Below are 12,363 nucleotides of genomic sequence, written 5' to 3'. Positions count from 1 at the left end.
CTCACGACGACCCTAGCCGGCCGGTGTCGACCCGTTTTTCGACGCGATTTTCGAAGAGTTTCCACTCGTGCGCGAGGTACGCGGTCATGAAGCCGAGGGCGTACCCGACGAAGTGGACGTACACGTTCGTGACGCTCCCGTCCGTGGCCACGGTCTGTGGGAATGCTGTCGCCAGCAGGAGTATCCACGTCCCGATTCCGACGATGACTACCGGATCGGACGCGGAGGCCCGCCACCGTCCGCGGGAATCCGCCAGACGGAGTTCCTGACGAACAGCGGACCCGCCGAACAGGACGCACAGCGTCAGTCCGGCCGTTCCGACGGCTGACGCGAGCGGCGACCGCGGGACTGCGAAGATCGCGATACCGCTTACCGAGAGGAAGAACGCCGCGAGCAGCAGTCCCGTATCGATCGGCCGCCCACGTTTCGCCTCGATGTACCTTCCGATCGCAACCGGGAGGAATCCAACGAGCGCCATGTTCACCCCCGAGAATCCGTACGTGACCGCGTCGCGAGGGACGGCGAGATTGAGCAGCGATAACGTCACGGGAAATATCGACAGCGCGGCAACGAGGGCACTGAAAAACAGCCACGGAGTCCGCACGTGACGAGAGAGCGCGTAGAATGCACCGGACACGAGCAAAAACACGGCGACGTTCCCGGCGAGATGGGCTGCGGAGAGATGAACGAACGGGGCGGTGTACGCGGTCCAGAGTGACGGCTCAGCGTACGCGAACGACAGCGTGCGGCGAGTCGATTCAGACAGGCTAAATATTATGATTATAATTGACATGATCATCGATATCGGAACGAGAGCGAGTACCTTCTCAGATTTAGCCAAATTACAAAGTTTGATTGACAAATCTGTTTTCATGCGAAAAATCGCCTGTACAGGGTATAAAGACCGATCCTGAAATTATTAAGATTGATTTTTGAAGCCATTTATTATATATGAAAATAGATTCAATCGATGTAGCGGCTTTCTAAAATAGTAGATTTCCTGTTACTATCTGTGGTGATATTCGGATACGTCGACCAAACGGCGGCGTGTCTCGGTGACGGCTCCCCGAGACGGTCGGTTTTTTGTTTATTCGAAACGGATCGTCTGGCAGTGACTGGTCCCTCCTCACCGCAACCGCTCGTTGTCTGTACGGAGGTCACACGACGATACGATTCCGACGGCGGCCCGTTTACGCCCGACGGACGGACCGTAACTGCCCTTGATTCGGTTTCGCTCGACGTCGCCGGCGGCGAAGTGGTCGGCGTGGCCGGTCCGAGCGGGAGCGGGAAGTCGACGCTGCTCCATCTGCTCGCTGGACTCGACACGCCGACGACGGGAGAAATAGCGGTCTGCGGCACGACCGTCGGCGCGCTGTCGCGTCGCCGACGAACGGCCTTCCGACGGGAGAACGTCGGGATGGTGTTTCAACGGTTCCACCTGCTCCCGGCGCTCACCGCCCGCGAGAACGTCGCGCTCCCGCTGGTCCAAGCCGGCGTCGCTCGATCGGACAGGCGGTCTCGCGCGAGCGAACTCCTCGACGCCGTCGGACTCGACGACCGAGCGTCGCATTATCCGAGCGCGCTCAGCGGCGGCGAGCAACAGCGTGTCGCCATCGCCCGGGCGCTGGCCGCCGACCCGGCCGTCGTCATCGCCGACGAGCCGACGGGCGAACTCGACAGGGAGACCGGCGAGCGCGTCCTCGATCTCCTCACCGACGTGAGCGACGGTCGCGCCATCATCGTGGCCTCTCACGACGAGTACACGCTCGATCGCACTGATCGAGTCGTCCGACTACGTGACGGTATTCGGCAATGAGCCCGCTACTCCGACGAACCGCGGCGGTGATCGGACTGGGGGTGCGGCGCGTGTTCGGACGACTTCGCGGCGTTGCTCCCGGTCGCATGGGGGTCTGTATCGCCGGCGTCGCCGTCGCAGTGGCGCTATTGGTCGTCGTCACGAGCGTGTCGATCGGTCTCGCGGGCAGTACGACGGTCGAAAGCGAGGACATCGACTACTGGATCGTCCCGGACGACGGCGGCAGCGGTAGCGTCCCGCTACAATCGGAAGGCGCTCGCCTCAGCCAAGTACACACCATTACCGCGGATCTCAACGCCGACGACCGGATCGAGTACGCCTCTCCTGTCGCGTTACAGCCGCTTCGATTGGAGAACCCAGCGACCGGTGACCGGGAGTACGTGATCGCGATCGGGGTCTTGCCGCCCGACGGCCACCGTCGCGTCGCCGACATGCGGCTCGGACCGTTGAACGAGGCGTATCCGTACTACGCCGACGGCGACTATGACGGCACGTGGACCGGTGAGTTCGTCGCGTCGCCGGCGGTCGCCGACCGCCTCGCGCTCAGCGTCAACGACACTGCCGCGGTCAGCGGCGCGAACCGATCGCTCACCCTCGTCGGTGTCAACGACCGCGAAATGGCTGCCGGGTTCGGTGAAGTGCCCGCGGTCGCGATGCCGCTCGCGGAGCTACAGTCGCTGGCGGGACTCGAGGAAGCGGACGAAGCGGACCAGATACTCGTCAGCACGACCGCCCCGAGCGTGGAGTCGGAGCTCGCCGCCGTCTACCCGCGCACGGAGGTCGTCTCTCGCGCCGGCCTCACCAGTTTTCAGACCACGTCAACGAACCTGCCGCTGGCGATGGCGCTCGCAGCCACCGTCGTGGCCGGCGGGATCGGCGTCGCGTTCGTCGGGACGATGATGGGGTTGGAGCTGACCGCGGGGCGACGCGAGCTTGCGGTGCTCAACGCCGTCGGCTTTTCCAGACGCACCCAAGCGCTGGTCGTCATCTCTGAGACCGTCACCGTCGCCGTGATCGGCGGCGTTCTCGGCGTCGGCCTCGGCATCCTCGCCACGCTCGCGGTGAACGTGGGAGTGGCCTCCGTGATCGGGGTTCCGTCGTTGGCGACGATCACGCCGGCGGTCCCCGGCTACGCGTTCGTCGTTGCGATTCTTGTGGGCCTGTGTGCCGCTCCGTATCCGCTGTATCTAACGGTCCGAACGGACACGCTGGGGGAGCTCGGATGATGTCGCGAATTCGCGCGGCGCTCGGCGTGACCCGGATCGCGGTCCGACAGCTCCGCTCAGACCGCATGCGAACCGTCTTCGCCGTCGTCGGGGTGGCGCTGGCCGTGCTCTCCGTCACGCTGCTCGCCGGTGTGGGCGCGGGCGTGGTCTCCACGGGAAACGAAATGTTCGACGAGTCGGGCCGCGACCTGTGGGTGTCCGGGGGGCCGATCGACATCGCGCCCGGCTCCGTCGGCGGGTTCCAGAACCCGATCCCGAACGCGCATCCGCTCTCGGAAGCGATCGCGGCCCACGAGGACGTCGAGACCGCGGTTCCGATGGCGTTCCAGGTCGTCTACGTGAGCACGGACGGCGAGGAGTTCGAGACGACGGTAGGGAGCGGTGTACCGGGGGCAGGTGGGAGTTCCGTGTCGATCCGGGAAGGGAAAGGACTCACCGGTCCGAACACCCACTACGCGGACGGGACCTACGAGGGAGAGATGACCCATCAAGCGGTCGTGTCCCCCGAGACCGCGGAGGAGTTCGATCTCTCGGTCGGCGACACGATTCACGTCGGGGGAACCATCGCGAACGCTCGGCGAAACGAGTTCGAGGTGGTCGGGATCTCGCCCACGTTCGAGAACTTCCTCGGCACCGGCACGGTGACGATCCGGCTGAGCGAGCTCCAGACGCTCACCGGGAACGCGTACGACGACCGGGCGACGCTGATCACGATCCAGACAGCTCCCGGAACGGACCCCGCGGCGGTTCGCGACGAGCTCGCGGCCGAACACCCGGAGTACACGTTTCGAACCAACCAAGAGCAGCTCGTCTCGCTGCTCGAACGGCAGGCCGTCGTCCTCGCTGCGGGCGTGAGTCTGGTCGGTCTCGGCGTTCTCGCCGGCGGTGTCCTCTCTTTGAACGTCCTGCTGTCGATGATCTACATTCAGCGGCGGTCGCTGTCCATCCTTCGTGCGGTCGGCGCGACCCGCCGGAGCGTCGTCGGTATCGCGCTCGTCCAGTCGCTGGCGATCGCCGTCACGGGCTACCTGCTCGCGATCGCTGTCACTCCCCTCCTCGCCGTGGGTCTCAATCGAATCGCCCTCGCAGTCACGGGATTCGAGGGGCTCGTCCAAGTTCCGACGTACGCCTACGTCGCCGGCGCGGGTGTCGCCTGTGGGTTCGCGCTCCTCGGCGGAACGCTCGGCGCGTGGCGGGCCGGCCGTGTCGCGTCCTTGACCTCCTCGCACGCTTAGACGGCTACCCACTCCGCTGGATTCATTTTACAGCGTTTAGAACCGCCACTTAGTCGCGGTGCGGCGGTCGAGCGGGTCGAGTACCAGTTCGGAGTGTCGGCTTCGAAAACGGGTACCACGACGCCGTGTCTTCGATATCCCGGAACGGTTCGTCACACGAGGGACAAATAGGACTCGACAGCATCGACAGGTCGACCGTCGTTTCGCAGCTCTCGCACCGGCCGGTGTCGACACCCTTCCGGACGGCCTGTCTCCGGAGGGCATCCAGTGTTTCGCGGTCCTCTTTCGCGTCGGCAACAGTGTCGACAGTGCTTTCGAGTTCCGCAATCCGGTCGTCGAATTCGCGGACCGTGTCGAGGATCCGTTCGAAGAGGGCCTCAATCTGGTCAAACTCCTCGTCTATCCACGTCTCGAATTCGGTCTGCGTCGCTTCGACGTCCCCGAGAGCATCTTCGATGGCCTCAACTCGGTCGGCCACGTCATCGTCTGCCTGCTCTAAACGGGAGTCAAGCGACTGGACCTCGCTGTGAAGCCTCGTTATGTCGTCGGAGAGCCGGTCAGTGTACTCCTCTTGTCTGGATCGCTGTTGTTCGACGTCGAGTGAGAGGTCGGCGATCTGCCGCCGCAGCTCCGCGATCCGTCGAGTGAGTTCGACCTCCGTGGGGCTGAGATCGTCTTGGGGGTCGAGGTCCGCCGTATCGAACTGCTCCGATAGCCCCGTTTCTGACGGATCTGACGTCTTATCACCTCCTGCGGCCGCTGAACCGGAGGGCCCCTCGCTAGGGTCCGGGTCGTCGCGGAACCACTCCCGTTCGCTCTCGGCGTCCGGTATTGATTCTCCCGAACCGGACGAGGCCTCGAGACTGATGTCTCCCATCTCGTCGAGTGCCCAGAACGCGGAGACGAGCCGGTTCAGAAGCTCGTGTTCCGTCATTTCTCGGGACGAAGCGGTGTGTTCCACCCACTGCTGGAAGGTGTCGGCGTCCACCGGTGTTTCGTTTTTAGTGTCCCGAGAGCCCATTACACCCTGAAAATAGGGTATTCCCCGGTTTAACACTTGGGTGTCTCTTTCAGGTAGTGTTTGGCTGAATACAGGCGCTAAGCCCCCGTCCTCAACGAGCAACGCAGGGCGAAGCCCGAGTAGTGGAGGCGCGCGGGGATACAGCGCCGTCATTATTGACAGCCCGGACCTACGCTTCGGCGAACGAGCTATACGTTCGGCCGGCCTACGATCTGAAACGACCGGGTGCCATTCACGAATGAACCTCCGATCACTGGCCAGCTCCGGTGTCGCTGCGGTTTTGGTCCTTCTCGTTGTGGCCATGCTTGTCGGCCAACAGCTCGGCCAGCCGATCGTCCTCGGATTCGTACTGACCGGGAGCATGAACGCCCAACCAGCGGACATGGCACCCGGCGACGGCTTCGTCGCGGTTCCGCCGGCGATCACCGGCGATGTCGGCGAGGGCGACGTCGTGACGTTCGAGGCCCAAGAACTCCAAGGCGGTGGGCTCACGACCCATCGGATCGTCGACGAGACCGATCAGGGGTATATCACGCGTGGCGACGCGAACCCGTTCACCGATCAGGACGGGCCGGAGCCGCCCGTTCAGGAGTCGCAGATCGTCGCGGTGGCGCTGGAAATCGGCGGCGACGTCGTAGTGATACCCCGCATCGGCCAAGCCGTTCTGCTCCTCCAGAGCGGGTTCGGGGCCGCGGCGTCGGCCCTTTCGGGTGTCCCGGGGTTGGGCGGGATCGCGGACGGTAACNCCCCGCATCGGCCAAGCCGTTCTGCTCCTCCAGAGCGGGTTCGGGGCCGCGGCGTCGGCCCTTTCGGGTGTCCCGGGGTTGGGCGGGATCGCGGACGGTAACGTCGGTTCATTGATGGTCGTCATGGGGCTGTTGTTGCTGGCGTACAGCCTCGTCGGCGAGGCGATCGGCGGAAGCCGAGCCCGGTCGGGGCGCGGCGATCGATCGCGCGACCGCCGCGGCGAGACGAGCGCGGTCCTCGTACTCATCGTCATTCTCCTTCTCATCACCGTCCCGGCGACCGCGAGTATGGTCGTTCCGTCGGGAACGGACGACATCACGATCGTGAGTTCGCAGACGCCGAGCTCGAGCCCGACCGTGATCGAGCGCGGCGGCTCGGTGGAGTACACCTACAATTTCACGAACGACGGCCCCATCCCGCGGATCGCGAGCGTGAACGCGGCTAGCACCGGAGTTGACGTCGCCGACAGTTCACTCGTCGCGGCCCGGGGTGAGACCGCCTCGACGACGGTTACCCTTCACGCGCCCGAGGAAACGGGCGCGTACGTTCGGTCGGTCTCCGAGTGGCAGTACGTTCAGTTCCTCCCGGTACCGATCCTCCTCTCGCTTCACGCGATCCACCCGTTTGCCGCCGTTGCGGCGATCAACGTCGTTATCATCGCGGCGGTTACCACGGTGTACGTGTTCGCGGTCGGACTCGCCCCGCTTCGGTTCCGCGACCGAGGCCGCGATCTGTCCCTTTCCGACCGCGTCCGCCGACTGATCCGTCGGTGGCGGTAACGACCCGCACACCGACTACGCGCCGATCGCCAAGCGAACGTTCCAGCCGGTCAGCAGCAGTCCCATCCCGGTCGCAACCACCGGCGGCCAGTAGTAGGAAAACCGCTCGCGCTGTCGAGCGCCTTGGACGCTGACCGAAATCAACACCAACAACACGACCAGCTTCAAGAGGAGGAAGCCCGGGAGTCCACCGGCTTCGATTGCGCCGCCGACCACCGGGTTCGCCTCGACGAATCCCGGAACTGCGAGCGTCGCGTACAGGGTCGAGACGACGTCACCGACCCCGTACGCGAGCGCGGCGAGCAGCCAGAGCGCGTAGAACTCGCGAGACCGGACCCGGTACAGCGGTCGACGTTCGGCGTCGGCGTTCGAGCCATCTTCCGAGCGGCCCTCGACCGGGGGATCGACACGCGCACCGTCACCCCGATCGGCCGAGCCGTCTATCTGTTCGAGCAGCGAGCGTATCTGTTGGCGTCGGGCGGTGATCTCGCCGGTCAGCTCCCGGTAGCGCTCGTCGTCGGTCAGGTCCTCGTCACCCCGACGGGCCTCAATCTGTCGACGTCGAGAGACGAGCGAGAGGAACGTCTCGACGACGTCCTCGACCGCTCTGTGATCCACCAGCCGGGCGACGGTCTCGCGGAGTCCCTCGCGATCGAGCGGCCGGGGGACGTACTCGTCGAAGTCGAGCCGCAGAACATCGTCGCCGACGCTCACGCTGGAGAGAAGCCCGATCTGACACCCCGGTCGGCGAGCGCGGATCCGGCCGAGCAGCTCTCCGGCCGGCGGATCGGCGAGGTCGCCGTCGAGGAGTACCACGTCGACGCTATCCAACGAGTCGAGCGCGCTCTCGCCGTCGGCCGCGACCCGGACATCGTATCTCTCCAGCCAGTCGGCGTACTTCTCGGCCTGCTGTCTGCTGTCTTCAACTATCAGAATCGTCGCGTCGGTGTCGCGGGGCATCGAAGGCCGTACCCTGCCTATTGTGTCGTCGGGGTGAAAAGAGCGGGGGGAACCGGCGGATGAAGGTGACTCGAAGCCGGCCCGCCGAGGGGATTCTGACCAAGCACAGTCCGGATCCCGAACCCTATCGACACGCTCTCTGCGGACTGACTTCCCCGTCGACAGCCGAACAGTCAGAAACGGTGATCTGGCTCGGGGTCGAGATGGACAGATCGCCGGTAATAGACGATTCGTCCAGCGTGACATCGACTTGGCTCTGCGATTCGATCGTTACCGTCCCATCGATCTGACTGTCTGTCAGATCAAGATCGACCTGACTGCTGGTCTTGATGTTCAGATCGCCGTCGATTGACGACGCGTTAGCCAAGTCGACCTCCACCTGACTCTGGGTGTCGATGTCCACGGTCGACCCGACGCTCGACCCATCGAGTGACATCTTCGCTTGGCTGTTGTTATCCAAGCTAACGCCCTCAGTGATCTCGGTTGCCGCGAAGTCAAGCGTGATCTGGCCGCCAGCATCGGTGACGTTGACCGGACCGTCGATAGTCGAATCGTCTTCAGTGACGATATCCACTTGCCCGTCGCCGTCGATCGTCACCGGTCCGGTCGAGACGCCGACCAGCTTGTCCAGCTTGACTTGTCCGCTCGCGGTCACCGACACCGGTCCAGCCACGGTCGAGTCCTGCGTCCCGTCGAACTTCACTTGGCCGCGAGCGTCGATCGTAATCGCCCCAGTCGTCGCGTCATCGAACTCGTCGACAGTCACCTGATCCGCGGAGGTCAGTGAAACCTCGCCGTCGATCGTGGCGTCACCAGGTGAGAATTTCACTTCTCCAGCGTCCTCGACGCACACCCCGCCATCGACACGCGTCGAGACGTCGAAATCGAGCTGTGAGTTAGTCAGCACTTTGACCGCGCCCTGAACGCGGCTACTGCCGCCGATACTCAAACCGATCTGGCTCGGCGTGTCGACCTTGAGATACTCCCGAATCTCCGAGTTCCCCCTGAGCTTCAGGTCGATCTGGCTTTGCGAACGGAACTCGGCCGCACCGCCGATCACAGTGCTGCCCGTGATCTGCTCTTTGACTTGACTCGGGGTATCAATCACGACGCTACAATCGGTGGACCCCTTCGGAACCTTGTTGACGACACATCCGGCGGGGAGTTCCCGGGGCGCACACACGTCTACGCTCTCACACGTGACCTGGGCGGTCCGCGTGAACTCAACGCGTTGATTCGGGCTCGAAGCGACGATCCGAAGCTTCACCGCGCCGTCGGTGTCGCAATCGAGTTGCGCCCGCACGTCGCCAGATCCGCTCGGAGAGAGGCTCTCTGGCGTTTGTATCGTCTGCGGGTCGATGGGGTTCCCCGAACTCACGACCGTCGCCGAAATCGTCGTCAGCGGCTGATCGAACTGGTTCGTCAGCTCGAACAGCGTGACGGTGTCGCCGTCAGATCCGCTCGCCTGTCCGCCGGTAATGCGGATGAACGCCTCGTCGTCGTCCGTCGACACGACGCTGAGGTCCCGCTGCGAGTCGACCGTGCTGAAGGCACCCGTGCCTTCGAGAGCGGCGACTCCGATGCCGCCGGCCGCGAGCGCGGCGATGACCCCGCGGCGGCTGGCGATTCCGCCTGACCCGCCGCGCGAACGGTCTCGGCTCCGTTTTCGGCTCATTGTATTAGCTCACTGGGACCGACTAGCAGTCTTTAGTTTGATGATGCCAACGTATAGCGTTGACGACGAGTCGGCTTTCGAGTAGACTTCTCGACGAGCAATCTAATTCAGCTAATAGTTCCATTCTAATTTGGTAGTCGTGATTATATATGAGCTGTATCCCGCCGAATCAACGGCTTCATTCAATAAGCCAAACACACGGGAGTATATGTCTACACTATGCTTTCTGTGGTCGTTCATCTCCTGATATGGTGGTACCTTCTCCAGCACCTCGTGGAGTCGGCGGATCCCGTTAAGGAGTTGATTCTTGCTGGCGTCTTCGGTTGTCATCAGCAGAAGGCAATTCCTATAACAGTAGAAAGGGTGTGTGAGAGCTCCTCACCACGAATAAGCTGTTTTAATTGGAGTTCTCAGTATTCGCGGTTATCTGAAGCGTGAAGCTACTATCTGCCGGAATCTCCGTAACTCCACTATCAAGAAGGTTAATTTTTAGTCCGAAGTTGATTGCTTCTCCCGGCCCGAGCCCATCGGGAATACTGTTATTACCGGTGAGAATGTCATTGTTGTTATTGACCGAGCCTTGGTTACTGTTCTGCGAGACAGTGAAGCCAAACACACTGTCATAATTACCTGAGAGATTACCACTTGCTTCTCCAGTAATATCTAGGTTAAGTGACGTTACTTCTTGTGTCCCGTTATTTGTAACCGTCACCAAGTTTCGGAAGACCGTTATCGCACTCTCATTGAGCCCGCTTGCGTTGGCACCATTAGAACCATTAGGATTTTCTAGACTGATCTCGACTGTCTGGTCATCGTCGCCACCAGATTGTGACACATACTGATTTTGTGTGCCACCAGTGTTTCCGTCACGGTCCGCAGGCGCAAGCCCGAGGAACGCGCTTGCGTCGCCTGCGGTCTCGACGTTGACTGTCCGCTCCGCCGTCACAGTCGTGAACGCGCCGGTACCCAGGATTGCGCCGCCGCCAGCTACTAATCCGCCCAGTCCGATCAGGACGCTGCGTCTGTTAGCCATATCTACACCATACACCCCCACCCACTTTGTATTGAGTCGCTTGAACGGCTACACGCACCGTTTGAACGTCGGTATCGCTGGCCTTGAATCCCGACTCGCCGGGCGTTCACCGACCGCCCGGCCCCTCGACAGGAGAAAGCCCGTCAATACAAAACCCCCAAGCACCTAGTAACTACTCACGAGCGCGTTCTCGCGCCGACCCACATGCCCACACGACGACAGACCGCGCTCGGACTCGCCTCCATGGCGCTGGGCAGCGCCGTCGTCAGTTCCGCGTCCTTCCTCTCGGAGACGACCGCGGCCGCGGACCTCCGGATCATTGTCACCTCCGAACTGACGCTCACGCCCGGTCGCGCGGGCGAGGAGTACGTCCGGACCGACGACGACGGCGAGGTCGAGGGGATCGTGATCAAGCAGCTGAACCAGCGGGCGATCTCGCGGTTCGAGGACCTTATCGAGGTGACGAACAACGGTGACGTGCCGTACGATCGGATCGAATTCTCGTTCTCGGCGACCGGCGACGACCCCAGCGCGTCGAGTGAAGCAGTCGCGGAGACGCTTCGAGTGGTCTCCGCTGAGGAGCCGACCCAGACGGACGCGCAGGGCACGACGATCCTGTTCGCCGACACCGACGAGCAGTTCGAATCGGGTGACGCGGTCACGTTCGGCCTCGTGGTGAACCTGATCCCCGACGGTCCGTCAGGCCTTGCGGAGCTACCCGCGGAGTCGAGCGTCACGCTGGAGATCGACGTCATCGACGAGGAGTGATCAACTTCTGATGCGTTCGGATCGCTGTGGTTAGCCGCCGCGTGGTACCATAGCGCATGAATTATTCCTCGTTCGGAGCCGTTCCGAGGCAGTCCGTCGATGAGACGCAGTCGTTGGGCACCGACAGGCCCGGCTTGAACCGGGTGTCGGGGGTGTCTCGGGGCTCAAGCCGGCCCTTCGATCGTTTCAGGTGACATAATACTAAGTGGATCCCCTCGAATAGGATGAGTAGGTGGAAGCCATATGGTAAAGCGACGCAGCATGGTAGTCGGTCTCGGAGCATTGGCAACTGGGAGTGGCGCGGTCTTCTCGTCGGCGGCGTTCTCGAACTCGGCGACGTCGAGTGCCGACTTCAGGGTCGTCGTCGAAGACAATCTCATCCTGGAGGCGGGTGGTAGCTTCCGCAACGACAATGATGCCTATCTGGACAACCCCAGTGACAGCAAGTTCTATGGCGGAAATAGCAACAGCCTCTTCAGCGGTGAGAGCGGTCTCGACGGGGTTGAGCCTGATGACCTTCCGGCCGCGTGGGCGAACGACAAAACGAACAGTAATCTCGAGGTCGAAACCGCCGTACAAAATCTCGGAACCTTCGAGTTCTCAGACTTCCTTCAGGTGACCAACGAGGGAACAGAGACCGCTCAGGTTGGGATCCGATTCGAGGAGTACGGTGCGGATGTCAACGGTGGTCCGATAGCCGCTTCAGACCTCATTCAGGCCTACGAGTTCTACAACAAGGGCGGAGACGGTGGGAAGATCTCGACCGACGGAAATCCCACCGGATCCGTGAGTAATCAATCCCTGTCGGCCACTACCGCGGTTCCTGCCGGCGCTACCGAGCAGATCGGCCTCAAGATCGACCTCACAGTCGGTTCCATTAGCTCTAATATCGCCGATGCCGCTAAACCGGGCACTGATGACGTATTCAACGGCGGTGGCGAATACGACACCGTACATCTGGTTGAGAAGCTACGGGTCGGCAGCGACAGCACGGCGGACGACCAATAACTCCTCCCCGCGCTTCGTAGGCCACGTTCTTCCCTCGATTCGCTCCTGTTGGTGAGGATCAAAAAGAAAACACACCTACCTTGCTACACGTGTAC

13 protein-coding genes are annotated in these 12,363 nt (G+C 62.4%); 6 read left to right on the top strand and 7 right to left on the bottom strand.

Translation table 11 applies throughout. From position 1 onward, the window contains the following. Position 1: 1 nt before the first annotated feature. On the bottom strand, positions 2 to 874 hold the full coding sequence (locus C463_RS02180; RefSeq protein WP_049905415.1) for a DUF3488 domain-containing protein: 873 nt from the start codon (positions 872 to 874) through the stop codon (positions 2 to 4). A gap of 231 nt (positions 875 to 1,105) precedes the next feature. Here C463_RS02180 and C463_RS02175 point away from each other — a divergent pair, with 231 nt between their 5' ends. Genes C463_RS02175 through C463_RS02165 form a run of 3 tightly spaced genes read left to right on the top strand, consistent with a single transcriptional unit; the run spans position 1,106 to position 4,277 of the window. Beyond that, entirely contained in the window at positions 1,106 to 1,816 is a 711-nt protein-coding gene (locus C463_RS02175) for an ABC transporter ATP-binding protein (protein ID WP_049905422.1), read from the top strand. After that, the gene (locus C463_RS02170) at positions 1,813 to 3,042 is read left to right on the top strand and encodes an FtsX-like permease family protein (protein ID WP_239638835.1); all 1,230 of its coding nucleotides are present in this window, start codon (positions 1,813 to 1,815) and stop codon (positions 3,040 to 3,042) included. Before C463_RS02175 ends, C463_RS02170 begins: the two co-directional genes overlap by 4 nt. Continuing rightward, positions 3,042 to 4,277 carry an ABC transporter permease gene (locus C463_RS02165; RefSeq protein WP_008440681.1) on the top strand — a complete coding sequence of 412 codons (1,236 nt, stop codon included), beginning with the start codon at positions 3,042 to 3,044 and terminating at the stop codon, positions 4,275 to 4,277. Before C463_RS02170 ends, C463_RS02165 begins: the two co-directional genes overlap by 1 nt. Before the next feature lie 49 nt (positions 4,278 to 4,326). Here C463_RS02165 and C463_RS02160 read toward each other — a convergent pair whose 3' ends face one another. Together C463_RS02160 and C463_RS18345 are read right to left on the bottom strand one after the other, a co-directional pair. Next, positions 4,327 to 5,451 carry a hypothetical protein gene (locus tag C463_RS02160; protein WP_137695518.1) on the bottom strand — a complete coding sequence of 375 codons (1,125 nt, stop codon included), beginning with the start codon at positions 5,449 to 5,451 and terminating at the stop codon, positions 4,327 to 4,329. A 97-nt stretch (positions 5,452 to 5,548) separates the two neighbouring features. After that, a complete protein-coding gene (locus C463_RS18345; RefSeq protein WP_152422353.1) occupies positions 5,549 to 5,956 on the bottom strand; it encodes a hypothetical protein in 408 nt (135 codons plus the stop codon). A gap of 202 nt (positions 5,957 to 6,158) precedes the next feature. On the opposite strand from C463_RS18345, the gene C463_RS02150 reads away from it, so the two are divergent. Then, positions 6,159 to 6,824 (top strand): hypothetical protein, encoded by a 666-nt coding sequence (locus C463_RS02150; protein ID WP_049905410.1) that lies wholly within the window; start codon positions 6,159 to 6,161, stop codon positions 6,822 to 6,824. 15 nt (positions 6,825 to 6,839) lie between these two features. On the opposite strand, the gene C463_RS17360 is transcribed toward C463_RS02150, so the two are convergent. From C463_RS17360 to C463_RS18335, 4 genes are all read right to left on the bottom strand, one after another. Further along, positions 6,840 to 7,784: a HalX domain-containing protein gene (locus C463_RS17360; protein WP_008440677.1), complete on the bottom strand. Its 945-nt coding sequence runs from the start codon at positions 7,782 to 7,784 to the stop codon at positions 6,840 to 6,842. Between the two features lie 124 nt (positions 7,785 to 7,908). Further along, a complete protein-coding gene (locus C463_RS18935) occupies positions 7,909 to 9,087 on the bottom strand; it encodes a hypothetical protein (protein ID WP_160163092.1) in 1,179 nt (392 codons plus the stop codon). 483 nt (positions 9,088 to 9,570) lie between these two features. Beyond that, the gene (locus tag C463_RS18340) at positions 9,571 to 9,789 is read right to left on the bottom strand and encodes a homing endonuclease associated repeat-containing protein (RefSeq protein WP_137695516.1); all 219 of its coding nucleotides are present in this window, start codon (positions 9,787 to 9,789) and stop codon (positions 9,571 to 9,573) included. A 67-nt stretch (positions 9,790 to 9,856) separates the two neighbouring features. Further along, positions 9,857 to 10,492, bottom strand: a complete 636-nt coding sequence (locus tag C463_RS18335) for a hypothetical protein (protein WP_137695515.1) — start codon at positions 10,490 to 10,492, stop codon at positions 9,857 to 9,859. Positions 10,493 to 10,696: 204 nt separating this feature from the next. On the opposite strand from C463_RS18335, the gene C463_RS02135 reads away from it, so the two are divergent. Continuing rightward, on the top strand, positions 10,697 to 11,260 hold the full coding sequence (locus tag C463_RS02135) for a hypothetical protein (RefSeq protein ID WP_049905408.1): 564 nt from the start codon (positions 10,697 to 10,699) through the stop codon (positions 11,258 to 11,260). 261 nt (positions 11,261 to 11,521) lie between these two features. Beyond that, positions 11,522 to 12,268: a hypothetical protein gene (locus C463_RS02130; RefSeq protein WP_008440668.1), complete on the top strand. Its 747-nt coding sequence runs from the start codon at positions 11,522 to 11,524 to the stop codon at positions 12,266 to 12,268. The last annotated feature ends 95 nt before the right edge of the window (positions 12,269 to 12,363 follow it).

The sequence above is a fragment of the Halorubrum californiense DSM 19288 genome, from assembly GCF_000336875.1.
GTDB lineage: Archaea > Halobacteriota > Halobacteria > Halobacteriales > Haloferacaceae > Halorubrum > Halorubrum californiense.
Note: the sequence above shows the minus strand (reverse complement) of the source record. Positions and strands in the feature narration are given on the sequence as shown.

What these genes read in the sequence shown, in the direction of transcription:
- C463_RS02130 (WP_008440668.1), top strand. Translation starts at nt 11,522, where the DNA reads ATGGTAGTCGGTCTCGGAGCATTGGCAACTGGGAGTGGCGCGGTCTTC.
- C463_RS17360 (WP_008440677.1), bottom strand. Translation starts at nt 7,784, where the DNA reads ATGCCCCGCGACACCGACGCGACGATTCTGATAGTTGAAGACAGCAGA.
- C463_RS18335 (WP_137695515.1), bottom strand. Translation starts at nt 10,492, where the DNA reads ATGGCTAACAGACGCAGCGTCCTGATCGGACTGGGCGGATTAGTAGCT.
- C463_RS18340 (WP_137695516.1), bottom strand. Translation starts at nt 9,789, where the DNA reads ATGACAACCGAAGACGCCAGCAAGAATCAACTCCTTAACGGGATCCGC.
- C463_RS02160 (WP_137695518.1), bottom strand. Translation starts at nt 5,451, where the DNA reads ATGACGGCGCTGTATCCCCGCGCGCCTCCACTACTCGGGCTTCGCCCT.
- C463_RS02165 (WP_008440681.1), top strand. Translation starts at nt 3,042, where the DNA reads ATGTCGCGAATTCGCGCGGCGCTCGGCGTGACCCGGATCGCGGTCCGA.
- C463_RS02135 (WP_049905408.1), top strand. Translation starts at nt 10,697, where the DNA reads ATGCCCACACGACGACAGACCGCGCTCGGACTCGCCTCCATGGCGCTG.
- C463_RS02170 (WP_239638835.1), top strand. Translation starts at nt 1,813, where the DNA reads ATGAGCCCGCTACTCCGACGAACCGCGGCGGTGATCGGACTGGGGGTG.
- C463_RS02180 (WP_049905415.1), bottom strand. Translation starts at nt 874, where the DNA reads ATGAAAACAGATTTGTCAATCAAACTTTGTAATTTGGCTAAATCTGAG.
- C463_RS02150 (WP_049905410.1), top strand. Translation starts at nt 6,159, where the DNA reads ATGGTCGTCATGGGGCTGTTGTTGCTGGCGTACAGCCTCGTCGGCGAG.